The 24,364-nt window shown below is 45.7% G+C and carries 21 protein-coding genes; 14 read left to right on the plus strand and 7 right to left on the minus strand.

Features of this window, described 5'->3' with window-relative positions:
* The first annotated feature begins 2 nt into the window (after positions 1-2).
* Together L0659_RS13120 and L0659_RS13125 are read left to right on the plus strand one after the other, a co-directional pair.
* Positions 3-1,727 carry a 7TM-DISM domain-containing protein gene (locus tag L0659_RS13120; RefSeq protein ID WP_235126528.1) on the plus strand — a complete coding sequence of 575 codons (1,725 nt, stop codon included), beginning with the start codon at positions 3-5 and terminating at the stop codon, positions 1,725-1,727.
* A 179-nt stretch (positions 1,728-1,906) separates the two neighbouring features.
* Positions 1,907-6,376, plus strand: a complete 4,470-nt coding sequence (locus tag L0659_RS13125; RefSeq protein WP_235126529.1) for a LamG-like jellyroll fold domain-containing protein — start codon at positions 1,907-1,909, stop codon at positions 6,374-6,376.
* A 107-nt stretch (positions 6,377-6,483) separates the two neighbouring features.
* On the opposite strand, the gene L0659_RS13130 is transcribed toward L0659_RS13125, so the two are convergent.
* Complete coding sequence (locus tag L0659_RS13130) at positions 6,484-6,900, minus strand: hypothetical protein (RefSeq protein ID WP_235126530.1); 417 nt, start codon at positions 6,898-6,900, stop codon at positions 6,484-6,486.
* Positions 6,901-7,084: 184 nt separating this feature from the next.
* Between L0659_RS13130 and L0659_RS13135 the strand changes: the two genes are divergently transcribed.
* The 6 genes from L0659_RS13135 to L0659_RS13160 are packed head-to-tail and all read left to right on the plus strand — an operon-like array spanning position 7,085 to position 13,579.
* Positions 7,085-7,816: an outer membrane beta-barrel protein gene (locus L0659_RS13135; RefSeq protein WP_235126531.1), complete on the plus strand. Its 732-nt coding sequence runs from the start codon at positions 7,085-7,087 to the stop codon at positions 7,814-7,816.
* A gap of 33 nt (positions 7,817-7,849) precedes the next feature.
* Positions 7,850-8,698 carry a hypothetical protein gene (locus tag L0659_RS13140; protein WP_235126532.1) on the plus strand — a complete coding sequence of 283 codons (849 nt, stop codon included), beginning with the start codon at positions 7,850-7,852 and terminating at the stop codon, positions 8,696-8,698.
* Between the two features lie 26 nt (positions 8,699-8,724).
* Complete coding sequence (locus tag L0659_RS13145; RefSeq protein WP_235126533.1) at positions 8,725-9,483, plus strand: MotA/TolQ/ExbB proton channel family protein; 759 nt, start codon at positions 8,725-8,727, stop codon at positions 9,481-9,483.
* Positions 9,480-10,916 carry a S41 family peptidase gene (locus L0659_RS13150; protein ID WP_235126535.1) on the plus strand — a complete coding sequence of 479 codons (1,437 nt, stop codon included), beginning with the start codon at positions 9,480-9,482 and terminating at the stop codon, positions 10,914-10,916. Before L0659_RS13145 ends, L0659_RS13150 begins: the two co-directional genes overlap by 4 nt.
* A 42-nt stretch (positions 10,917-10,958) precedes the next feature.
* Positions 10,959-12,962 (plus strand): sensor histidine kinase, encoded by a 2,004-nt coding sequence (locus L0659_RS13155; protein ID WP_235126536.1) that lies wholly within the window; start codon positions 10,959-10,961, stop codon positions 12,960-12,962.
* Entirely contained in the window at positions 12,959-13,579 is a 621-nt protein-coding gene (locus L0659_RS13160; protein ID WP_235126538.1) for a response regulator transcription factor, read from the plus strand. The genes L0659_RS13155 and L0659_RS13160 overlap by 4 nt, the downstream gene beginning before the upstream one ends.
* A gap of 108 nt (positions 13,580-13,687) precedes the next feature.
* On the opposite strand, the gene L0659_RS13165 is transcribed toward L0659_RS13160, so the two are convergent.
* Positions 13,688-15,049: an MATE family efflux transporter gene (locus tag L0659_RS13165; RefSeq protein WP_235126540.1), complete on the minus strand. Its 1,362-nt coding sequence runs from the start codon at positions 15,047-15,049 to the stop codon at positions 13,688-13,690.
* A gap of 254 nt (positions 15,050-15,303) precedes the next feature.
* Between L0659_RS13165 and L0659_RS13170 the strand changes: the two genes are divergently transcribed.
* From L0659_RS13170 to L0659_RS13180, 3 genes are all read left to right on the plus strand, one after another.
* Positions 15,304-15,951, plus strand: a complete 648-nt coding sequence (locus L0659_RS13170) for a response regulator transcription factor (RefSeq protein ID WP_235126541.1) — start codon at positions 15,304-15,306, stop codon at positions 15,949-15,951.
* A gap of 160 nt (positions 15,952-16,111) precedes the next feature.
* Positions 16,112-17,749: a sensor histidine kinase gene (locus L0659_RS13175; RefSeq protein WP_235126542.1), complete on the plus strand. Its 1,638-nt coding sequence runs from the start codon at positions 16,112-16,114 to the stop codon at positions 17,747-17,749.
* A gap of 69 nt (positions 17,750-17,818) precedes the next feature.
* Entirely contained in the window at positions 17,819-18,286 is a 468-nt protein-coding gene (locus L0659_RS13180; RefSeq protein WP_235126543.1) for a hypothetical protein, read from the plus strand.
* 11 nt (positions 18,287-18,297) lie between these two features.
* Here the strand turns inward: L0659_RS13180 and L0659_RS13185 are convergent, their stop codons facing one another.
* Entirely contained in the window at positions 18,298-18,579 is a 282-nt protein-coding gene (locus L0659_RS13185) for a Txe/YoeB family addiction module toxin (RefSeq protein WP_235126544.1), read from the minus strand.
* Positions 18,561-18,821 carry a prevent-host-death protein gene (locus L0659_RS13190; RefSeq protein WP_235126545.1) on the minus strand — a complete coding sequence of 87 codons (261 nt, stop codon included), beginning with the start codon at positions 18,819-18,821 and terminating at the stop codon, positions 18,561-18,563. Before L0659_RS13190 ends, L0659_RS13185 begins: the two co-directional genes overlap by 19 nt.
* Positions 18,822-19,153: 332 nt before the next feature.
* Between L0659_RS13190 and L0659_RS13195 the strand changes: the two genes are divergently transcribed.
* A complete protein-coding gene (locus L0659_RS13195; RefSeq protein ID WP_235126546.1) occupies positions 19,154-19,927 on the plus strand; it encodes an NARF domain-containing protein in 774 nt (257 codons plus the stop codon).
* Positions 19,928-19,937: 10 nt separating this feature from the next.
* On the plus strand, positions 19,938-21,143 hold the full coding sequence (locus L0659_RS13200) for an SMODS domain-containing nucleotidyltransferase (RefSeq protein WP_235126548.1): 1,206 nt from the start codon (positions 19,938-19,940) through the stop codon (positions 21,141-21,143).
* Between the two features lie 614 nt (positions 21,144-21,757).
* On the opposite strand, the gene L0659_RS13205 is transcribed toward L0659_RS13200, so the two are convergent.
* From L0659_RS13205 to L0659_RS13215, 3 genes are all read right to left on the minus strand, one after another.
* The gene (locus L0659_RS13205) at positions 21,758-22,081 is read right to left on the minus strand and encodes a HigA family addiction module antitoxin (RefSeq protein ID WP_235126549.1); all 324 of its coding nucleotides are present in this window, start codon (positions 22,079-22,081) and stop codon (positions 21,758-21,760) included.
* A gap of 14 nt (positions 22,082-22,095) precedes the next feature.
* Positions 22,096-22,374, minus strand: a complete 279-nt coding sequence (locus L0659_RS13210) for a type II toxin-antitoxin system RelE/ParE family toxin (protein ID WP_235126550.1) — start codon at positions 22,372-22,374, stop codon at positions 22,096-22,098.
* A gap of 63 nt (positions 22,375-22,437) precedes the next feature.
* Positions 22,438-22,857: a helix-turn-helix transcriptional regulator gene (locus L0659_RS13215; protein ID WP_235126551.1), complete on the minus strand. Its 420-nt coding sequence runs from the start codon at positions 22,855-22,857 to the stop codon at positions 22,438-22,440.
* A gap of 322 nt (positions 22,858-23,179) precedes the next feature.
* Here L0659_RS13215 and L0659_RS13220 point away from each other — a divergent pair, with 322 nt between their 5' ends.
* The gene (locus L0659_RS13220) at positions 23,180-24,301 is read left to right on the plus strand and encodes a glycoside hydrolase family 26 protein (RefSeq protein WP_235126552.1); all 1,122 of its coding nucleotides are present in this window, start codon (positions 23,180-23,182) and stop codon (positions 24,299-24,301) included.
* Positions 24,302-24,364 lie beyond the last annotated feature (63 nt).

Consider the following 24,364-nt stretch of genomic DNA (forward strand, 5'->3'; position numbering starts at 1 on the left):
CAATGTGCCAGCCCGTAGTTACTTTGCCTCATGAAAACGGGAAAGCATTCCCTGTGGAGCTCGGTATTCTACCAGATCGAGGGTACAGCGTTGAAAACCTTTCCCGCGACACGACCGTCAGCTTTCAGCAATGCCCGGATTCAATAGCTGTCGGCAGTATTTACTGGCTGAAAATAATGGCTCAAAACCCGAACTGGTCGCCTGAAAATTACGTCCTGAAGGTTTTCCCGCAGCTGAAAAATGTCCTTTACTACTTCGATCCCGACCAGCAGAAATGGCTTGAAAGCCGCACGGATGCATTAAACAACACCGGATCAAGATTGCTGGGCCGGCATCCGGTCAGCTTCGCAGGACAACGAACTACCACCAATTTTGTAAAGGTCGACCTGACAGGTTTCGGGCAGAAGGGCCAGAAGTTGAAGCTAATTGTCTCTTTTCAGCCGGAAAAAGCGGCCACCGCGCACGAGCAGAACATCCGCATTGCCTGGGTTTGCTGCCTGGTTGTACTGCTTATTTTCATGCTCAATTATGTCTACCTGTATTTTACTTTCCGCGACAGAACCGTCCTGTATTACCTGATCACGCAGCTGGGCGGTATCATTTACATTACAGCTTACAGATGGATTTTGGTGCCGGTTTTACCGATCCGGGTTTTTAACATTGATGTGCATGAAATTATCACCTATTACGATCTGAACAAGATCATTATTCATTTGGCGGTTGTGCTCACGTTGTCCGGATTTACGGGTATTACACGCATGTTTTTGAACACAAAAAACACACTTCCCCGGCTCGACAAGCTTCTGCGCAGAAGCAACAGCATTTATGCTATTATGACGATCTGTATCATGATCATCAACCTGACGGGTTACAGTATGGAACATTATACGTTGCCGTTCGCCAATGTATTCTGCATCATTATCATCCTGCTCATTTTGCTGACCGGTACCGAAGCCTATCGCCGAAAACTACCCTATGCGAGACCATTTATGCTTGCCAATGGAATTCCGCTTCTGTTCATGCTGGCCATTCCACTTTCCCACCTGGTCATTTCTTTGACGAATGAAGAAAATCTCTGGATTCCCGAACTGGTGGTGCTAACCCAGACACTGGCGTTGTCCATCGCGCTGGTAGCCCGGACCAGGGCGGTACAAGGCGCTTTGTCGGCTGCTGAAATGAACAACCAGAAATTGGAGTTCAGCCTTAAAGAGGCAGATTACCTGGTTCAGGTCAACCAGCTGGAAATCGCCAAAGTGAATGCTGATATTGATTCTGAAAAGATCAAAAATGAGTTTTTGAAGGAACGGTTGGAAACAAACCAGCGCGAACTGGCGACTTCTACCTTGCATATGGTCCAGAAGAACGAACTGCTGAATTACCTAAAATCCCAGATGCAACTGCTCAGCAAGCCTAACCCCGGCACAGCGCAGGGCATGCGCGCAATGAGCTCGCTCATCGACAGAAGTACGCACCTCGACACGGACTGGCAAAAATTCAAGTTGCATTTTGACCAGATCCATCCTCATTTTTTTGAAGAATTGAAAACCAACCATCCGCAGCTTACCACGAAGGAAACCAGACTGTACGCTTACCTGCACATGAAGCTATCGCACAAGGAAATAGCTACCCTACTCAACATCGACCCGGCCAGTGTCCGCCGGTCCAAGACCAGGCTGTTCAAGAAAATGGCAATCCCCGAAACGGATCAGGTGGACCAGACCCGGTAGCCGAGACGAAAAATTCACTTTTTACTAAAATTTATCTCACTGTATTTCAGCATATTATACAAGCTGTCTACGCTTTGTCCACGCTCTGTTTTTGGTGAGGGGAAATAAAATTTACTGATTTGAACCGGCTTCGCTACTGCAAAGTATTTCTACCTCTTAATACCCTTAACCAACCCTATATGCCCCAACTCTACGCACCAGATTCCAAGTGTATTAAAATCCTGTTCACCTTTATCTCAGCGCTCCTGTTTCACGTCGGTGCGCTCGCGGCAGATACAGATTCACTTGCTACCATTGCATTGTCCACCGACAGTCTCGCAGATAAAACTGCCGAATTCGTATGTCCCAGAAGAATCCAGATAGGGTCAGGCTATTTCGAACTTTGTAACGGGCTTTCAAAAACCCTTGAGGCGTCAAGTCAAAGCGGCGCCGTCTCCTTCAGTTGGACCAGCACCGACCCCAATTTCGGCACTCCAACCACGCAATCTGTCACGGTTACCCCGCCCGTCGGACGCTGGGAGCATTATGTGAAAGGATTTGATGCGGATGGTTGTGAGGTTACCACGCAGCAAATCAGCGTTGTTGTAGCCGAAAAGAGGGTTTTGAATGTTACCACAAGTTTTAATGATGAATGCGCAGGTTCGCAGAATTACATCAGAGTTGCGGGTGGTTTTCGGAATTACTATTGCAATGGTGTTGAGTTTTTTAATCAGTCCTTACCGGTCAAACCGGAAACTACAACGACCTACCAGATAACCGCAACCGAATATCTCGGCTGTACTGCCGCAGTTTCCGTCACGATTGATGTGAAACCCAAACCGGTTATCGCAGTAACTGCCAACAGTCCGACATTCTCATGCAGAGGCGAATCCATTGACATTGGTATCAATGGCGCTGTGGCATATTCATGGTACGATCCATATGGCCTGCCTCATGAGTTCATCAACAATGAGACCGTACGTGTGAAGCCCATCGGAGCAGTAACTTATCGGCTGACCGGTATAAGTGAATTTGGGTGCAGAAGTACCATAGATGTGCCTATTACCGTGAAGGAGCTTCCTGAAGTCACGATCAACGCTCCGGACGAGGCTTGTGCTGATGTACCATTTGAACTTTCCGCGGAAGGCGCAGTGAGTTATACGTGGGAGGCAGGTGACGGTTTGGGTGAAACCACGGGCTCCCTGGTTACTGCAACGCCCACAGACCCGGAAGGTGATCGCGAAGCGGTCTATAACGTTACGGGTACTGATGCTTACGGGTGCACCAACACAGCATCGGAGTGGGTGGGGATCCAGCGACATGAACTGAGAATGGTCGTTTGGGCGAGTTCACCGGAAACTTGCGCGGGTCAAAGTATTTCCATACAGGCTTTGCAAGGTTCAGGAACAACGCCTTACATATGGGATAACGGCATCACCGAAACGACTAGCCTGGCGCGCGTATCTCCTTTGGTTACAACTACGTATACGGTTACCAACACTTCGGAACTTGGCTGTGTCGGCCGCGGTTCCCAAACCATTGTCGTCGACACGCCGGTTATTACCTTATCTGCATCCGATACTGAATTTTGCGCGGGCGTAACGTCAACACTGACCGCTGAGGGTGCGGTACAATTTACTTGGAGCGGCCCGTCAATCAGTTCGCGGAATGGCAGCAGCATAACAGCCAGTCCTTCTGAAACAGCCGAATACACCGTTTCAGGACGAAATGAGCGGGGTTGTACCGGCACATCTAGTATTATTCTCAACGTTAACCATCCGGCCATTACCGTGAATACCTCTGATCCGGACGTTTGCGCCGGCGAAAGTGCTACGCTTACGGCAGGCGGAGGTACCAGTTACATTTGGGATTCGAATCAAACGCTTAGTGCGGACAATGGCGAAGTTGTCATTGCCACGCCGTTAAGTACAACCACCTATCGTGTAACTGGTACCGATGCCAACGGATGTACGCAAAGCCAATCGGTAACTGTGAATGCGCACAGCCCGACTGTCATACTGGCCGGTTCCAATAGTATTTGTATCGGTAACAATACCAGTATCACAGCAAGTGGTGCCGACAGTTATGTGTGGGAGTCCAATTCAACTCTTGATCAACTGACAGGTGCTACGGTCACGGCAACGCCTTTGACTAACACCGTTTATTCTGTCACCGGGACGGATGTAAATGGATGCATTGCCGAAAAATCTTTTTCCGTAGTTGTAAATGCCTTGCCTGAGATCGGGCTGAGCGCTACACCTGAACAGGTTTGCGCAGGAAGCTTTACGACCATTAGTGCAACCGGTGCGAGCAGCTACAAATGGGATGCATCCAGTGAACTGAGCTCGACCAGCGGATCAAGCGTGGTGGCAACGCCGGTTACATCTGCCGTTTACCGGGTAGTGGGAACAGATGCAAACGGGTGCGTAGCCAGCAATAACATAGAAATTACCGTAAACCTTCCTCCTTTTTTTACTGTCAGTACAAACAACGATATGATCTGCGCAGGAGGCAGCACAACGCTCTCTGCCCGCGGAACTACATTTTACGACTGGTCCCCGAGTGACGGATTAAATACCAATTCGGGACAGGATGTAATCGCAAGTCCAGGCCAGACCACTACTTACAGCGTCACAACTTACGACGGCAATGGCTGCACGAACACGAAAACCATTACGGTGAATGTAACACAAACGCCTAAACCCCAGATTACCGCAAATGGCCCAACCGAACTTTGCTTTGGAAGTACTGTATTGCTTACCGCCAATGGTCTGCTGAGTAATCCGGCGGTGTATTTCGATGGAAATGATGCTCAGATGGATTTTAACCGACAAATATCCGAGGATTTCACGATCGAATATTGGTTGAAAACGACCGACAGAGGTAATGAAGGATCACAATGGTTTAATGGAAAAGGCATCGTAGATGGAGATGTGGGCGGCGTCAACATGGATTTTGGCACCAGCCTTCTTGGATCAAAACTAGCCTTTGGAATAGGCGGTGGGTATACCCAAGCAGATCATACCATTCAATCGACGAGTGATATCAATACCGGCGTATGGAACCACATTGCTGTTACCCGTTCCATGTCGACCAAGATTGTCAGAATTTTCATCAATGGAGTTGAAGAAGCTGCCGCTATCGGGAACAATCCCTATGCACTGGGTACCCCGACTTTTCTCCGGGTCGCAGGCTTGGCCTCCGGAGGTGGCGGCTTACGGGCTAGCATTGATGAATTGAGAGTCTGGAACCGCGAGAGAACCGGAATGGAAATCCTGGATGATATGGATAAAGTACTTCCTGAGGGCACTCCTTCTCTGGTAAACTATTTCCGATTCGAAGAAGGACAAGGTGACTGGACCGTAAATCAAGCGGACCAAAATCAGGAAGCCCGGTTTTCTAAAAGCATTGACTGGACGACAAGAACTTCACCTAAACCTGCTGACGGCAACAATACGTATTCATGGAATTCCGGTCAAACCACCTCTGACATTGTTGCTGGCGAAGGAGAATATGTAGTGTATGTAACTGATGCACAAGGTTGTTCCAATTATTCCGATCCGGTCAGTATTTCGTTTTCCGGCTCAGTTCCTACAAGCGGTCTTACTTCGGTATCCTCGGAAATTGCAAGAAATGAAAGCGAATACATTGTAACTGCCGACTGCGAACTGATCGCAAGGCTGGAATCGGTTGGTGAAGAGTCGCCAGTGGCAGGAACAGTACAAGGCAAGGTTTGGATTGAAAGCGTGCAGCCTGCAAATTATCTCAAACGTCACTACGAGATCACGCCGGGTACAAACGCTTCCAATGCCACCGGTCGGCTTACTTTGTACTACACCCAGCAGGACTTTGACGATTACAATGCCGTAAACAGTGTAAAATTCCCTACCTGGTATGGCGATGAAATGAATTATGCCAACATTTTTGTTGACAAGATCAGTGGTGTTTCCAGCGATGGAACCGGTCGGCCGTCGTCATACTTGGGAACCAGTATGACGATAGATCGCAGCGAGCTTTTTGTGCGGTGGAACCAGGAAACGGCGCTTTGGGAAGTGAATTTTAATGTAAATGGATTCAGCGGATTTTTCCTCAAATCACAAAGTACCTCTTTGCCTGTCAAACTGGTTTCATTTTCAGGCAAGAAAACGGATACTAAAAAAGCATTGCTTACCTGGACCACCGCTGATGAGCAAGACTTTGCCGGTTTTGAAATACAAAAAAGTGTTGATGCAAAATCCTTCGAAAGGATCGGGAATGTAGCAAGTAAAAGCCTGAAAGACAGTTATCTGACCAGTTACAGCTTTGTTGATAAATATGCTGCTGAATCTGTGGGATATTACAGACTTAAATTGATGGATAACGATGGGAAATTCAGTTATTCCAAAATCATATCGCTGACGGGTGACAACGAAGCGGATTTTGTAGGCGAATTTTATCCTAATCCTGTGGTTGCAGAAAAAGTGTCAGTAGATGTGCTTGCCGCCGCCGCCGGAACATATCGGGTGTCGGTCATCGACATGCTGGGAATTGAGCGAGCGATCATGGATGTGAAAGTGCTTTCCGGCCAAACCAAAGTTCAAATCAATACTTCTGATCTTCGCAATGGTGTTAACATTGTCAGATTCAAACAGGATAACAGGGAATTTGTAAGAAAGCTGATCAGACCGTAACGAACCTGAAGAAATTGATTGGCCTGTTCAATCTATGATTAAGACATTCATTGGTATTTGTATACTATTGAATGTCTTTTCATTTATTGAGTTTCGATTTTATTGCCTCAATCAAACTTCTTTCTGAGCCCTTTAACCAGCTTTTTTACCGCAGCTGATTGGGAGTCGAAGCCATTCATGCCGTTGGGACTGGCCTTATAAAACTCTGACTGCCATATTTCATCATTATTCTTTGATTGCAGCGAAGCACTCAGCGCCACGCCTTTTCCGCCCCAAGATGTCCAGGTGACACCGCCAGAAATTTTGGTTTCAAGTTTAAGCACAAAGTCAGCTTCGGCTTTGGAGGATGCTACTTTCCAGTAGTCCCAATCTTGCAGGGCCACTTTAAGCTCCTGCGCAGCACTTTTTCCCACATCCGTTTTATTGGCTTCCACATATACGGTGTTGCCTTTTTTTAAAACCTCCTCCTGAGCGAATGCGAGGGTGGCAGGCAGCATTAGTAATGTTAAAATGATTGATTTCATCGTGTTTAAAATTTGATCCGCTGCAAATCTCCGCAGTTCTCAAACCAAAAACCATCCCTGAAATCAGCCATAATTATGGTTGTTGAAAATGGCTGTTTTCAGGGATGGTTTGCGAAAAATCTTCCTTTCAACTTTGCAAAACCTCCTGCGAACCATTCATCTTCAACATTAGACCTTTTCAAACATGAAAAAACAACTCATTTTAACAGCCTTATTCTTTGCATTTTTTCAACTTGCTGCAAGTGCTCAGAATGACATGTCAATCTTCATCGGCGGTGGCGGTGGCGGCAACCTGTCTACCTATTCTTTCACAGCCGATTACGCGAACACCTGGACCTCTGCAAGCGCCAAACCTGGACTGAACGGTGGCTTCGTATTCGGTGTGGAGTTCGGGAAAATGGCCATCGTGTCCGGTGTTAACTTCATTCAGAAAGGATCCAAGGCCGAGACGGACAATTACAAGATCGAAAATGATTATGTGGGTTTTGTAAAAGCAAGGGAAAACACCTCATTCATTAGCATTCCGCTGCTTTTTCGTTACCGTATTTTGGGTGAAAAGATCGGACTGATCGCATCTGCCGGGCCTTCATTCAATGTCGCAGTGGGCGGCAACTCGCGGCTTGAACTCGAAGTGGCGGGCGTGGGCTCACGTAGTCAGTCGGGTGATATCAACTTTGGCAGCGGCATTAATGACACCTATAAGCGCTTCCAGCCAGGTTTTATGCTTGGCCCCGGCATGCTGATGCCGGTCGGCGAAAAAGGAAAGCTGGCAGTTAACATGTTGTTTGATCTTGGATTTGATGCGGTCAACAAGCGCAACGCAACAGCGCGCGGCATCAGCGGAAAGGTCATGAATGTCTCCGCGATCCTGAATGTCACCTATACACACCATTTTGTTTTTGGCGATAAATACTGACCTGTATCATCAAGCACGGCCAAATCAACAGTTATGGCAAGGAACAGAGAACCTCAAATCTTCAATATCTCATTTCTGGACGTGATCTGCGGAGCGCTGGGAGCGGTAATATTTCTCTTCATCGCTGTGCCAAAAGGCGGTTCGCCGCCATCTTACAAGCAGCAGCTGGCTGTTTCCTATGACACCCTGCACAGGCAAATGTTTGCCACTGTGGACGATAGCCTGCGGCACAAGCGTCCCGGAGATACATTACTTGTTATACTAGCTGATTATAAGGAGCTTCCTTCCGCAAAAGATTGCCCCGAATGTCCTGAATGTGAAACGCCCGTTCCGGCTGAAACCCGCCGGGTAAGCGTCGCGCCCAATGAAGATCAGGCCGATATCATTCCGGAAAAAAAAGAGCCGGAGCCACCGAAACCGGAAGAGCTTAAAAATACCAAATACCTGGGCGATCCGCCGGGCGTGCCCTGCAAGGTTTCTTTCGAGATCAGTTGGGCGGATATTGGCGACAATGTGGATCTGTTTGTTTGCAAAGGCGCCAAATGCGTCTCCGGCGGGGCACGTGAAATCCGGGATATCGGGCAATGGGACAGCGGGAAAGCCAAAACCAAGTTCTTTGGAAGCGATCTACGGACTACGCAGGAGGCCGTCCGGCAGTTTGATAAGGTGATTCCAGGCGAATATAAAGTGTACGCGGTTTTCAAAGCAAGTGCCAAAAGCAGTGCTTCCGTAGCCTTGCGGGGGCTTGTTTATTCTAAAAATGAAAACGGGCAGGAGCAGGGCGAGTCATTCACTTCGACATTGCAGCTGAATGCGGAGCGATTGCTGCTTGCGACGGTGACGCTGGCAGAAAACGGGGAATTCAAACTGATCAAAAACTAAAATCTTTTCAAAAATTATCTTAAATCATGAACAGTAAAAGATTATATCACTTGTCTGTCAGTCTGATAGTCGCCGTTTCGATCTGGTTTGCATTGATCTTGCTGTCTTCCCTGTCGTTGAGTCCCGGAATCAACCGTTTCCTTCAGGCATTTGGCGGGTCTTTTGGCGGCTTCGTGCATGCGATCATTTACACGGCTTTCATTTTCGGAGTGCTCGAAATTGTCAGTTACCGCAAGTTTATCCGAAAGCAAAACGAAGGCTTCGGCCTGAATGTGCTTCCCGTGGAGGATCAGCTTGTGCTTTCACCGGACGAAGTGGCCAGGATCAAAATAAGTGTCATGGACCTTGAAAAACACGGATTCAGCTTCATGCTGACCGATTTCATCAAAAGGGCCTGCACGCAATACCGGAACAATCAATCCATTTCGGAAACGCTTCAAGTGCTGAATGTGCAGATCGACAACAGTAAAACCGAGCTGGAAGGCCGGCTGGAAATCGCCCGTTTCCTCATCAACGCGATTGCTTCCCTCGGTTTTATCGGCACCATTTTACATTTGGCCGGTTCCATCGGACTTTTCCATCTGGCCAAAACGGAAGAAGGAATGCCGCTCATCACCCAAAGTCTGAACATTGCCTTCGACACCACATTTATTGCGCTTTTTCTGGGTTTGATCCTGAGCTACTTTTACCACCGTTACCTGGAAGAGATCGACACGTTTTATTCCAAAATGAAGTCGCATATCATTGATAATCTGATCAGTAGAATTTATAAGCAACAATCATGAAAACATTTCAAAAAATCAGCTTTAAACTGGCTTTCCTAACATTGTTTTGCATTGCCGGCTGCCGTGAAAAGGATGTTAACTCACTTGGCGATTTGTTGGGTGACAAAAACTCGGTCAATGAATGGGTGTATGCGACGATGCAGGACGGTTATTTCTGGTATAAAGAAATGCCAGCCCAAAGCAACCTGGATGCCCGGGCCGAGCCGGATGCCTACTTTGAAAACCTGGTGTTTAACCGCAAAACGCATGACCGTTTCTCCATGATCACGCCGGATTTTGAAGTCGCGCAGCAGCAGTTTAATGGGGTTACCAAGGCTTTTGGGATACATTATATGCTTGGTTTTATTGATGGCGGAAAATCCAACATTGCCGCATTTCTCTCTTACGTGAGCAACGGAAGCCCAGCGCAGAAAGCGGGTTTACAACGAGGCGACATCATCGTCAAAGTGAACGGAACCCAGCTGACCAATGCCAACTATGCTGACCTGCTCGGTGCGGAATCAATTCGCGTGACTATGGGCAAATTGAATGGTGAGGTGATCGAAAGTGCTGGCCAGGAAATGACTTTGACAACGGGACAGATTACGGAAAGCCCGATTGCTTTTTCAAAAATCATTACAAAGCAAAACCGGAAGATCGGTTACCTGGTTTACACGCAGTTCGTTCCCGGCACGGATGCGGATAAGGTTAAATATGACAACGAGTTACGGAACATTTTTGCGGATTTTGGTAAAGCCGGCATACAAGAACTGGTGCTGGATCTGAGGCTGAATGGCGGAGGATATCTGAGCTCGGCGGTTACATTGGGTTCGCTCATCGTCAGTAATTACAGTGCTTCCAAAGTCTTTTATAAAGAGCAGTGGAACGACAAATACATTAAATACTGGCAGGAAAAGAACGGTGCGGATGCACTAACCTATAAATTTGCTAACGAACCGAACAACATTGGTAACAGGCTCGACCGAATATTCGTGCTCACTTCCAATGGAACTGCATCTGCCAGCGAGTTGATTATCAATGGACTCAAACCGCATATGTCGGTGATTACCATTGGCGATAACACAGCGGGAAAAAATCTTTTCGGGTCGTTGATCGGGGACGAGAAAAAGCGGTGGAAATATGGACTTTATGTGATGCTGGGACAAACAGTAAATGCCAATGGCGACTCTGATTACGGTACTGTCGAGGGCATAAAGCCAACACACGCTGTTGACGATTCCAATGTGCCCTTTCTGCCTTTTGGGGATGAGAACGAAACATTACTGCATGCAGCATTGACACAAATGGGCGTCACAACCCGGAATCCTGCGCGTATGGCTGGGAAGCGGCAGGTGCAGCGAACAGTTCGCCAATCACTCAGGGACACACCCGCAGCATGGGATGGGCTCATGATCCGCGACAATGGCGAAGCATTACCGCTACCCGTTCGCTAAGCGCAGCATTGTTATCATTTATCGCCGGGAAGCCGGAATGTTTTGAGAAATAAAATCTTCATAATCAATTATTTGCTTTTGGCGTTGATGGCCCTGCAAGCTGTGCATCTTCACGCGCAGAGCCCGGTTACAGGTGTTAGTTATGTCGATAGTTTGCAAAATGCCCTGAAACGCAAGCAGAGTGATTCATTGCGCGTTGAAACATTGTTTTTACTCTCGGACTATTACAGCGACAAGGATACGTCGGTGGCGATGCAATATGTGAAAAAGGCAGCTGGTTATGCGAAACAAAACTCGTTCCAAGCTGCGCTCGTGCAATTCTACACGGCCGGCGTTTATTTTGATACGGACTTTGCCAGGAGTGAGGCAGGCTACTTGCGCGCGGAACAACTGCTGAGGCGGTTTGCCGGGAAGGCGGCGCTTGTTTACCGGGCCAGGGCCTGGAACAATTACGGCGCCTTGAAGCAGCGGCAGGACGACGAGCTGCAATATGCAAGCATCCTGCTGGACCATGTGATCCCGCTTTCCCAGCAGGCAGGCGACAGCGCACGGATGGCCCGGAATTACCATAATCTCGGTATGATTTTCTCCAACCAGCTCGATTATACCAAAGCCAAAAGTTATCTCAGCTCGGCGATTTCCATTTTGGAGAAAATAGCGCCTGAGTCTCTTGAAATGGCTGATGCATATATGTTTGCCTCTAAAAATTACATTTACCTCAAAGATTATCCGCCGGTTCGCCCAATGCTGGACAGTGCTTACGGCATACTTTCAGAAGACCCAAACTCGGTTTATCTCATCGATTTTTACCTGGTGGAGGGCATGTATTACTCCCGGTTGCGCCAGTATGCGAATGCCATGGAAAGTTTTGGTAAGGGCATTTTGCTCGCAGATAAGCTTGGCAAAGCTTATGACCGCCGCGGCATTATGCTCCAAATTTATTTTACCTACAAAGCGCAGGAAAATTATCAGAAAGCATTGCAGACAATGACGGCTATCATGCGAAGTAAGCCGCCGATTACGCGCTCCCAGGACCGGATGCTGTATTATTACGAGCTTGCCCAGACCAGTGAGAAGGTGGGCGATATGACCGGCGCTTACCAGTGGCTTCACAAATATACCGAGCTCGCCGACAGCTCCTATCAGGAACGCACGAAAGCTGATATTGCCGATCTGGAAGCCAAATATAAATCGGTTGAGAAAGAAAAGAAGATCAATGAATTACAGGCCAAAAATGAACGGGCAGCATTGACAATCAAGAACAACAGGCTGATAAGCTGGCTTTTGGCAATCGTTTGTTTGTTTATGCTGGTGGTTACGGTGCTGGTTTTATTATTTTACCGAAACAATAAAAGACTGTGGGCGCAGCAGCAGCAACTGCACGAGCTGGAACTGCAAAAAATAAAACAAGATCACCGCATTTCCATGCTCTCTGCCATGCTCGAAGGGCAGGAACAGGAGCGCACGCGCCTGGCCCGGGACTTGCACGATGGCTTGGGCGGCTTGCTGAGCAGCATTAAGATAGAGCTTTCGCAGTTGTCTGACAAGCCAGCTCTTCCGATGAAATCGGGGATACAAACCACACTTTCACATCTGGATGAAGCGGTTAATGAGCTCCGCAGGATTGCACGCAGCCTCATGCCGGAGATCCTGATGAAATACGGGCTTGCGGAAGCCACTAAGGAATTTTGCAAAAACCTGAAAGAAACCGGTGCTAATCTGGTTTGCCAGGTCTTTAATTACAAAGATTCCATGCCCAGGGAAAAACAAGTTGTACTTTACCGGATCATTCAGGAATTGGTCAACAATGCATTGAAACATGCCGAGGCGTCGCAGATCCTGGTCATTATTCAGCAAAGTGGCGATACATTATTTGTGACTGTGGAGGACGATGGCAAGGGTTTTGCCATGCATAAAACCAACACGAAAGCAGGGGCGGGGCTTTCCAACATCAAAGCACGCGCCGATTTTCTGAACGCGCGGTTTGAAATCCAGTCTGCACCGCAAAAAGGAACAACTGTAACGGTAGAATGTGACATGCTATGAAAGTATTTATCATTGACGATCATCCGATTGTGCTCGACGGCCTGCGAAATTTGCTCGAAAGCAGGGAAGAAATGGAGGTCTCAGGCATGTACCAAACCGGCTCAGCCGTGCTGGATGCGCTGGAAACTACGGTCCCGGATGCGATGCTGATGGACATTAATCTGCCCGATATCAATGGGGTCAGCTTATGTCAGAAAATCAAGCAAAAATTTCCGGCTGTTAAAATCATCGCATTAAGCGTTCACAATGAGCGGACGGTGATCATGGGCATGCTGCAAAGCGGGGCCAGCGGCTATGTGCTCAAAAATGCGATCGGGAGCGACATCATCACTGCATTACACGCGGCCATGGACGGACAGGTTTATCTTTGCCAGGGCACGCAGGCCGTTCTGAACAGCAGTCCACCCAGCGATCAGAAGGAAATTCCCCGTCTTACCAGACGGGAAAAAGAGATCCTGCAACTGATCGGGACCGGGCATACTACGCAGCAGATTGCAGCAGCACTTTTTATCAGCACCCACACAGTCGAAAGTCACCGGAAAAACCTGATCGAAAAATTCGGTGCCCCTAATACGGCCACCGTCATCAAGATCGCCGCAGACCTGGGTCTGACCTGATTTATATCAAACTACTGGCACAGACCAGATGTTCGATTTGGGCAAGTCAAAAAGCATTGGCTCGCCCAACTGCAAAATCGCATTTGCGTGTGTTGTAGATCTATAATTTTATCGTACAATGGCACCGGCCGCATAATATCGACTCTTGTACCACATAGTATATGCCGCAATGATGATAAGCGTCAATATTTCGGCCAGAGACCTGGACAGCCAAATGCCCGGCAGTCCGAAATAATCCGGAAGGATCATAAGTGCTGGAACAATGAGCAAAAAACCTTTTAATAAGTTGACCAGGAGGGACAGGAATGTTTTGCCTGTGCTTTGAAAAAAAGCTGCTAGCAAGTAGTTGGGCCCCGCCGCTAAAAATAACAAAAAGTATAAACCCATTGCCTGGCTCGCAGTTTCGCGGTACTCGATATTCTGATCCCCGGAAAATAAGGAAATGAGCTGGTCGGAAAGGAACAAACCAATCGCGGTCACCACAATCCCTAATACAACGGTAAAGCCCAGGGAAAAACGTAAAGTCTCCAAGACCCGCTTCGGTTGTTTTGCGCCGATGTTAAACGACATAATCGGAAGCGCGGCGATCATTGCAGCGGTAAACGGCCGGATGAGCAAAAAACTAAGGTAATTGACTAAACCAAACGCAGCTACAGCCGTGGAACCGTGCCTGATCAACGACTGGTTGATAAACAGCAGGCCAGATGAAAATGCGATTTCAGACGCGAACGAGGGCAGCCCGATTTTTAGATACTCTTTCCACTGCGAAAAGATCAAAGTAAAGCGAAATGCCGAAAAACTAAGATGCGTATTACCCTTGGAAATAAATACAAAAAGATAGGCGGCACCGGTGGCTAAGGCCACTGCTGTTGCTATGGACGCACCTTTTACGCCAAGATCTAAGCCAACGATCAATATTAAATCGAGAACGATATTCACTGCGGCCGCACAAATCGACGCATTCCGTGACACCTTTGGCGCATTGTTCGCCCTGACAAAGTTCCCCCAGATCATTCCAAGGAAGAAAAAAGGGAGGCTGACTAGTTGCCAAAAAGCATAATCAGCAGTATTTTGGGCCAAGGTTACATGGTCTGCGCCTGCCAGGAACCGGCCTAGCGGAACAGCCAGAAACGGCGCACTAACGGCTACGCAGCCACCAATTAAAATGACTAGGGTGGTTGCGAACTGAAAGACTTCCTGGACTTTTTTAAAGTCCCCGGCTCCTATACTTTTGCCAATCAACACTCCTCCGCCAATCATAACAGGCAAGCTCAATGCGACCAGGACTATCACGACAGGGCCGTATAACCCCACCGCTGCCAGCCCTTCTTTTCCTACTTGCTGTCCGAGGATAATTCCATTAATCACCTGATGCAGAATGGAGGACAGCAAGCTAATAATAGCAGGTCCGTAATTTTGAAAAAATAGAGTCTTAATCGGAGCTTGTCCCAGTTGATCAGTAGCATTCATGAAGGGATGTTTTGGGATTGGGCGCGCAAAAGTACGACATTGATGTGGAAGATTGGAAGCAGATGAACAGAAAACCGGCATGTCACCCGCTGCTTTTCGTAAGTTGCTTTACCCGAACCAGCAACTTAATATATGAAGTCTGATTTCTAAATAATGTCCTTAGGGTTTTCCCTAAAATTTACAAGATGGGAACTGTTTGATTGATGTTCCCGGCTGATTCATCGTACTTTCGAGGGATAAATTTATACATATACATGATACGAGTCCTCATCGCAGATGACCATAATGTCTTTGTTGAAGGCATTGAGTCGCTTATTTCGGGATCACTTGATATTGAAGTGACTGAACGCTGCTACACGGTTCAGTCAGTTATTGAGCGATTAAGCCAGACCGCGATTGACGTCGTGTTACTTGATATTTCGTTTCCCTATATTGAAGACGGCCTCGGCCTCTGTGAGTTTATAGGCCGGACATACCCGGAAACAAAAGTGGTAGCACTGACTATGCACGACGACGCTAGTCTCATTAAACGGGTCGTGAAAAAAGGCGCGAAAGGCTATTTGTTGAAGAATACTACTAAATCGGAGTTGCTACAGGCCATCCAGGCGGTTCACCACGAGAAGCAATATTTTAATGAATCGATCACGCAAATTCTGCTGAACGATAGTCCCAAGACCAGAAGGTCAACGGCCGGCACTGGGGCAAAACCACACCTCAGCCCTCGCGAATCGGAAGTGCTGATACGCATTGCGCAGGGACTAACAACGCAGCAGATGGCCACCCAGTTATTTGTGAGCGCCAAAGCAATTGAATTTCATCGAAGTAGTCTCTTGATGAAGTTCGGTGTTCCTAACACAGCCCTACTGATAAAGACGGCTATGGAGATGCAAATGATTGATTAGTTTTATTTTGTCATTACAAGTAATGCTCATGAAATGCTGTTCTCTGCGATCTGGTTGGTGGATCATTTTTCTTTTCGTAGTTATACTAACAAGCGGGTTTCAATCCGTCAAGGCGGTAACCGACACGACGTCTGTTGATAGCTTAAAAAGACAGATTGAAATGTTGGTGCAGGATAAGCATTACAGTCAGGCTGCAAAGGCTTACGATTCCTTGGGTAAACTATACCATCGGCAGTACGGATACAATAAGTATACGATGGATTCTTATTTAAGCAGCTTGAAATATTACAGCCTGATGGGCGACTCACTGGGATATTTCAATCAGTATCTGGTGATCGGGGACTACTATTCGCAGGACTATTTCATGCATACTTACGCTGAAAAATATCTGAAAAAGGCCCAGCAATATTTCGAGCGAACCCATAACATGCCCAAAGTCATCGAATCTCGTTTGGGTTTGGACAATATCGCTCAACATGCAGAACCTATGCCGGCCGGGTTCAAAACACACCTGCGCGAAACCGAGCGGCTTAGCGTAAAGTACAACCAGCCTCGTTCTCAGGCATATGCTCTTAGTCTGCTGGCGAATACATACTTACTAGCCAAGCAGCCCGATTCTGCATACTATTTTGCAAGCCGAAGTCTGATCATATCAGATCGATTAAAAGTGAACTGGTTAATTGCCTTAAATCACTTTTACCTGGGCCTGGTCGAGCAGTTCAGACATAATGGTCTGGCTGCTATTGAAGCCTACCAGAAAAGCTATAACCTGTCCAAGGCGGAAAGCAGTTTGGGCATGATGCGGGAATTGTCGCGGCACACGGCGGATAGCTATTCTCGTATGGGTGACTATAAAAAAGCGTACGATTGGTCATTAAAAACGCTCGATTATACGGTCCAATTTTACGCATCCGAACAAACAAAAAGTATTCGTTTGCAGGAACTAGATAGTCAAATCAAAACCCTGGCGGTTGAAAAGCAACTGATTGAAGAACAAAGTCGCAATCAGAACGTATTGAATTCTGCGCTATTTATAGGTTTTCTTATCAGTATTATAGGCGTGTTTACACTTGCGTATCTAAGGCGTCAGCAGAAACTAATCGATCATCAGCATACGGTCATCGCCCAGCAACAGATTCGACAATTGGAGCTTAAATCGCTACGTGCCATGATCGAAGGTCAGGAAGGCGAACGGAGTCGGATTGCGCGTGATTTGCACGATGGTCTGGGAATTCAACTTTCACGAATCAAACTATTCATTGAAGCGCATCAGGAAGAATTGCCTGTATCCGTCAAGGAACCCTTGAACCAGTTTCTGGATGAAGCCTGTACCGAAACCCGGCTGATCTCCAATGATCTGAGACCATATGCGTTGTCAACCTTCGGCCTAGTTCCGGCGCTGGAAGATCTGGTTCAAAAACTAAATCTGGTAAATAAAACAAAGCTTATATTAGACCACTACGGCGAGATGCCACCTTTGGGCGATGAAGCTGCCGTGATGATTTACCGGGTAGTTCAAGAGTTGCTCAACAACGCGCTGAAACACGCACACGCCCAGGTGGTGACGGTTCAGCTTATGGTCAATGAAGAAACAACCTTGATCAGTGTTGATGACGATGGCCTGGGAGCTGATTTCGATAATCTGCTATCAACCGGAAGTGGCATGGCTAACATTAAATCCCGCATTGCCTACCTCGGCGGGCACGTCATGTGGCACGGCGAAACCGGGAAAGGAACATCTGTTATGATTTCATTGCCCATGCAAAAGCTACAAAAAGCAGAAGTGCTTGTGACTTAAGAATCCAAAATTGAGTTCTGGTTCTTTATTTAGAGTTTTCCCTAAGTTTTAAAAAAACCTTTTTAATCTATGCGTCCAGTAAGCTCTTTTCTCTTTGCGGTAACGATCGCTATTTCAATCAGCTTCACCGCTGACATGCCAACTGGCGTCGGAGCCGGTACTGATCCACATCGAAAAGTAGGCTGGATGGTTCGCGAATCGCTGACCGACGATGCCGCGCACATCAGTGCCGTAGCGCACGGCGATGGCTTGACCGTGCTTCAATGGCGAGTTAAGAAAGGCATGGCAATGCGTGATCCCGAAGACGAAATTTTTAGTCCTGAAAAAAATATTCAGACGATTCAGGTAGAGCGAAAAGGCGACGAGTACACAATGCGGGTTGCAAAAAAAGGGGAGGCCTTACAGATTGTTGGTTCGCATAAAATGCCTGACTTACCGAACCCTCTTTTTGTGGGTTTGTACATCTGTTCCCACAATCCGGAAAAAGTAGAAGAAGCAATTGTAAGGAATGTTCAAATCGTTCAGGCTGGACGCTGACCGTATCCCAGCTACTTATCGTCATAATGCCCTTTCGCAGCAATTACAAAGACAGTAACAGTTTTTTCAATGATTTGGTAAACAAGGCGATGCTTTTTATCAATGCGCCGCGACCATAGTCCGGAAAGATTATTTTTGAGTTGCTCAGGTTTGCCGATTCCGCTGTAAGGATCTTCACCAAGCTCTTCGAAAATGCGCTCGATACGTTTTACGAGTGACTTGCCGCCGGATTTATGTAAAAATGAAAGGTCTTTTTTTGCTCTATCGGAGAAGGTTACAGAATATCTGCCCATATATTTTTAAGGTCGCGAATGGAAGTCACTCTTCCAGCCTTCACGTCCTCAATACCTTCTTTAATGGCATTTAATACTTGCGGGTCCGAAAAAAAGACATCAGTTTCAGTTCTTTCATCAATTGGCGTGAGTAAAACTGACTTCTTATTCTTTCCCCGGTGAATGATAACCCGCTCCTTCTCGGCAAGATCGAGATAATCCTTCTGCTTCCCCCGAAATTCCCTGGCTGTTATGATTCTCATGGGTGTACGAATTTGTGTACACGAAGATAAGGAGATTTATTTTACGTTTTCAGCTCAACTGAAGAAACTGACTTACCACTATGTAATTGCATAGACTCAAATTTTAGTGGCTCTCACAAAATTTATTTTCACAAGTTGTAACATTTGGCAAATTAATTTAATTAAAAAATTTGAAAGTTTACAACTTTATGACTCTATGTATTTGTTTATCAATAGTTTAATACTTTTAAAAATAGAAAATGTTTACAGGAATTTTAACAAACCAAACTTTAAACAATTTAAAGTTGTTTAATTGTTATACCGTATACTTGTCTATCAACTCTAACACCGCTATGAGATTAAAACTGTTGACAATATTAGATTGGCCACATTTGGTAGTGCTTTCTACCATAATACTGCTGACTAGTTATGATGTCGTCGCGCAAGATAGCACTCGTAAGATCTCGCAGAATTCACCTGCAAAAGATGTACAATTGCATGACGGGGAGTTGCAGAAGATTAAAGGTGAGATCCAAGATTTACAAAAAGAAAATAAGGAGTTTAGAGAAGACTTGGATAAAATTAAGCCATTTGAAAATTGGGCTTGGGTATTGATGTGTTTCGGCGTCGGAAGCGTGGCTGTTTGGGCCTGGCTTATTTTAAAATACGTTCCGAGAAAAGTTAAAGAACAAGCTGAAGAAAAAATAGCAAAGCTACTTACAGATAGGCGTGACGACTTCTTAAGCCTTCTCAAAGATTACGATTTGGAAAAAGTAATGAAGTCAAAGCATCAAATAGTTTTAATGTCTCATCCAACTTGCGAGGATAATTACCACTATGAAATGTTGCAAAAAAATGGTTTCCAAGTAAAAGCATTGACAAATGTGAATCAGCTTAATAATGCTGTATTTAACGAGAATGATGTTTTGGTAATAAATAATGACGGTGGACATTGGGAGCCCGGCGAAGTAGAAAACTTCGTAATGGGATGTTCCAATTACTGCTTTTATTTCGGGAATGGTAGAATAAATCTCGATAATGAACGACTTAATCGATTTGCAGCAGCAAATTTCCGGACGCAGTTTATTGGGAATTTGGTCAACATATTAAAGTATTCTCACCACTAACAATGAACAAATGAACACATCATCTTACTTTAACCTTTTTCTTTCTAACATTCGGCTGACGCCGAAGCAGAAAAAGAACCTGATTGAGGGGCATACTACGCTTAGGTCAAGTCTTGCCGAAGATCCCAAATTAAAGAATGTGATTGTCACCACATTCTTACAAGGGAGCTATCGTAGAGCAACGGCCTTAAAGGACAAAAATGCAAAAAGAGCTGATGTGGATGTTGTTGTGGTAACTAATTTTGACAGAAATAAAGTTACCCCTAATCAAGCCTTAGAATATTTCCGCGCCTTTTTAGATATACATTATCCTGGTGCATATAAGTTTCAAGGAAGATCGATTAGTATAACGCTTCCTGATGTTGACATGGACTTAGTGATAACATCAGCACCTTCCGAGGTTAATCAAAAGGTGTTGGGAATGGAAAGCGTTACAGATACCCGAAACCTGGAAGAACTGGGAAACGACTGGCGTATGACTTACGAGTGGACTGCACCGGAAAGGCGGGATGCGTGGACCTCATCGATGTTTGAGTCTTTGCGCAAATCTGAGGAATGGAAGGCAGAATCTTTATACATTCCGGATCGGGAAAAAGAAGATTGGGAAGAGACAAATCCTTTGGAGCAAATCCGTTGGACCAGGGATAAAAACAAGGCTACTAATTCTCATTACGTCAATGTGGTAAAAGCTTTAAAGTGGTGGCGTATGGGTAAGCTTACAAATAGAAAATATCCAAAAGGCTATCCAATAGAGCACATGATCGGAGATTGTTGCCCAGATGATATAAAGTCAGTCGCTGAGGGAGTAGTCAAAACGCTTGATAAAATTTTAGCAACATACCGCTGGAACCGTTTAACGGAAAAGACACCAGAACTTATTGACCGAGGAGTAACGTCTCACAATGTATGGAAGCGGGTTTCGGATTCCGACTTTATCAATTTTTATGATCATGTTAAAGATGCGGCGGCGACAGCAAGATTAGCATTTGATTCAGAAAATGTGAGCGATCAAATAAAGTATTGGCGTGAGCTTTTTGGTGAAGAATTCCCTCCCTTATCCGAGGAAGATGCTAGAAATGAAAGGCTCCAAGAAAAGTCGAAACTTCTTGAATCGGGAATATTAACGGTTAATTCCAAAATTCAAATCGTGGCCGGATCTCACGGTCTGTCAGTTCCGAAAGAAAGAAATCACTATGAAATTACGAGCGATTTATGACGAAGAGCCATCGAGGTTAAACTTACTGGTTCAGCAAGAGTTAGTCAAACACTTTTTTCCAGCGTGTCGGTTACGTTTAGATGGTACCGTGCTAACGGCTAATTTTGAAGTTCGTGATGAAGATTACAAGAATGAATATAAGGTCGAGGTGAAATTTTATTCTCAGGGATATCATAAGGTCTTCATCTTACATCCAAAAATTAAGCCGAGTATTGCAATACACATGTATCCTGATACAAGTCTTTGTTTGTATTATCCGCCAGACATTTCACCGTTTAGACGGTTGTTTGTAAGCAGAGACCTTATTCCTCTAACTGCTCTTTGGATATGTCATTATGAGCAATGGCTTATAAATGGGAAAAAGTGGAAAGGGGCTGAGTCTCCAATGCATCAATTTTTGATGATTAGGGCCGGTCTGGACAAATAGAACGTCGAATAATTTAAAGGTTTGAAAACCATTAAACTGAATCATTTATGCGTAACCAAATCTCATAACTCCTCCTAACCAGCCGCTCAAACCGCCCCATAATCATATCCTTATCCTTTAACTTCCGCTCATTCAAATAGTCAAATCAACAATCTCCCTAGTTTATAAGTTATCATATCTGCAGTGTTTACGCAGGCTGCAACGCCTTCGGCTCCCATATTGCACGAATTTTAGATGCATCCACGCGCTTTCTAGCCTGTGCAAGATCATAATTTTTCTGTACGGATAACCAAAACTCGGCGTCAGTGTTAGGAAATGCCGCGCCTAAACGAATTGCCATTTCTGGCGACACAGCAGATTTTCCATTGATAATTGCAGACAGCGTTTTGCGGGTTGTCCCTAATACTGCGGCAACCTGCTCAACTGTAAGTTTTTGCCCTGTTTCCTCATAAATCCCGTCAAGTGTTTCTCGAATAACTTCGCCTGCATGGGCCGGATCAAATAAAGCCATAATAGTGCCTCTGTTTAGTGATAATCTACATAATCAACATCTGCGGCGTTCTCTCCAACAAAACGAAAGATAATACGCCAGTTCCCTGATACTCTGACCGAATAAAACCCTTTTAAATCACCTCTCAACGCGTGAAAATGATACCCTACTTCGTTCATTTTGTCTGGTGCATTGGCCGCATCTAACCTGGTCAAATTCAGTTTTATTCTAGGAATATGTGGTTGCTGTAACTTTGAACGGTCGCCCCTGGTTGCGTAAAGCTCCAAGCCTTTATGTCGGTAACTTACAATCATAACATGAATGCAACACGAAACGTGTCACGTGTCACTGGTTTTTTATAGTGTGCTATTTTTCTGCTATTTCCCAATCAACCGCTCCAACCTAGCCATCATCTCATCCTTCTCCTTCAACATACGCTCATACAATGCAATCTTCTCTTCATGAAGCTGCATTAGTTTGTCAATTGGGTGGTAAATCGGATTATGAAAGACACCGTTTGCTACTGACGAATCGTGAAAGGTATTTGATATAATGTTCACCGCCTTCTCTTCATCAAAATTCCGAATCGCCTCAGCCGGAATTTTCAGAATTGCCGAAACCTGCTCCAAAACATCGGCATCAATCTTTTCCTTCTGTTCGAGCAATGAGATTTTTTGCTGGTTCCATTCTTCGCCGAGCTCAAATGCAAGGAAATCTTGTTTTATCCCGAGCATTTCTCGAAATCTTTTCAGGTTGCGGCCTTCGTGGATCTTTGGATTGGAGGTAGCATGTGTCATACAGAGACGGTTTTTGTTAAAAAGGCAATTTATATAAATCCTTTGGGAAGTTCAGGTATATTTTACAGGCCAGGGAATGTAAGTTACCGGTTGCAGATTGTTGGGTATGTTTTTCAGGATCGCATGCTTTGCAGAAAACGTAGATACAAGGTTGGCTAAGCATTGTGCTGCTCTCAGCACAGTTGAACTGACTCCAAGGGAAAACCCTAAGTTTTAAAAAAGTAGGGTTTTCCTTATTCTATGTCCATGCTGATTCGTCCTATTTTTGCTGGATAAAATTCTATTTATCCTGTTGGATCTTCATGTTACATTAATTTTTAAAATGATTAGAATATTAATCGCTTTAACCGTTTTCTTTTTTACCTCAAATGCTGTGACCCGGGCGCAAAAACTGATAGACCCGAAAGCAACAAGAGAGACGGCGGCACTATACCAGAATATGCACAAGCTTGCCAAAAAGCACATCCTTTTTGGACATCAGGATGCGACTGATTATGGGCACGGCTGGCGAGACGAAGCTGGAAGATCGGATGTGAAATCGGTCGTCGGCGCGCATCCGGCAGTTATTGGTGTGGACATTGCGCCGTTGACAGGCAGGCCTGCAGAATCCATAAAAAAGAGTGAAGAGCGTTTAAGACAACTCGTCACCGATACTTATGCACGTGGTGGCATTACAACCATCTCCTGGCATTTTTCTAATCCGGTTTCGGGCGGTGGTTTTTACTGGAAAGATTCCATTTCATTGCCTGCAGTAAAATACATTGTTCCGGGAGGTAAAAACCATGAGGATTACAAACTCATTTTACAGGGTTTGGCTGGCTGGTTCAAAAGTCTGAAAGGTGCCGATGGAGAGCAAATTCCGCTTATCTTCAGACCCTATCATGAATTTGACGGTGATTGGTTTTGGTGGGGCAAGTCACATTGCACGCCGGATGAATTCAAGTCATTGTGGCAATTTACTGCCGGGTATCTGCGGGATAGTCTGGATGTTCATAATCTGATTTATGCATTTTCTCCGGATAACAAATTCAACACTGTCGCTGAGTTCAGTGAGCGCTATCCGGGAAATGAATGGGTTGATCTTGTGGGCATGGACAACTATGGAGATATGGGTCGCGATGGCAAGTACAACTTGGAACAGGCCATTAAAAAACTCAAAATCGTGAATGACTTTGCACTGGAAAACACAAAGCTGGCCGCAATGACTGAGACAGGTCTTGAATCCATTGTGAATCCGGTTTGGTATACGGATGTGCTGCTTAAAGTGCTTCAAAAGAACAAGTTGAATCTGGCTTATGTGCTTGTTTGGCGCAATGATACCAAAAGCCCCACCCATTATTATGTCCCATTTCCCGGACATGCAGCCGTACCGGATTTTGAAAAGTTTTATAATGATAAGTACACGTTGTTTGAAAACGATCTCAAAAATATCTATGGCAAATAGCGCATTTTAATTTGCCGCCGAAGGATTTGACATTAATCGAATTATACCTTAAAACCAAAAATT

The organism is Dyadobacter sp. CY347 (genome assembly GCF_021502655.1).
Lineage (GTDB): Bacteria > Bacteroidota > Bacteroidia > Cytophagales > Spirosomataceae > Dyadobacter.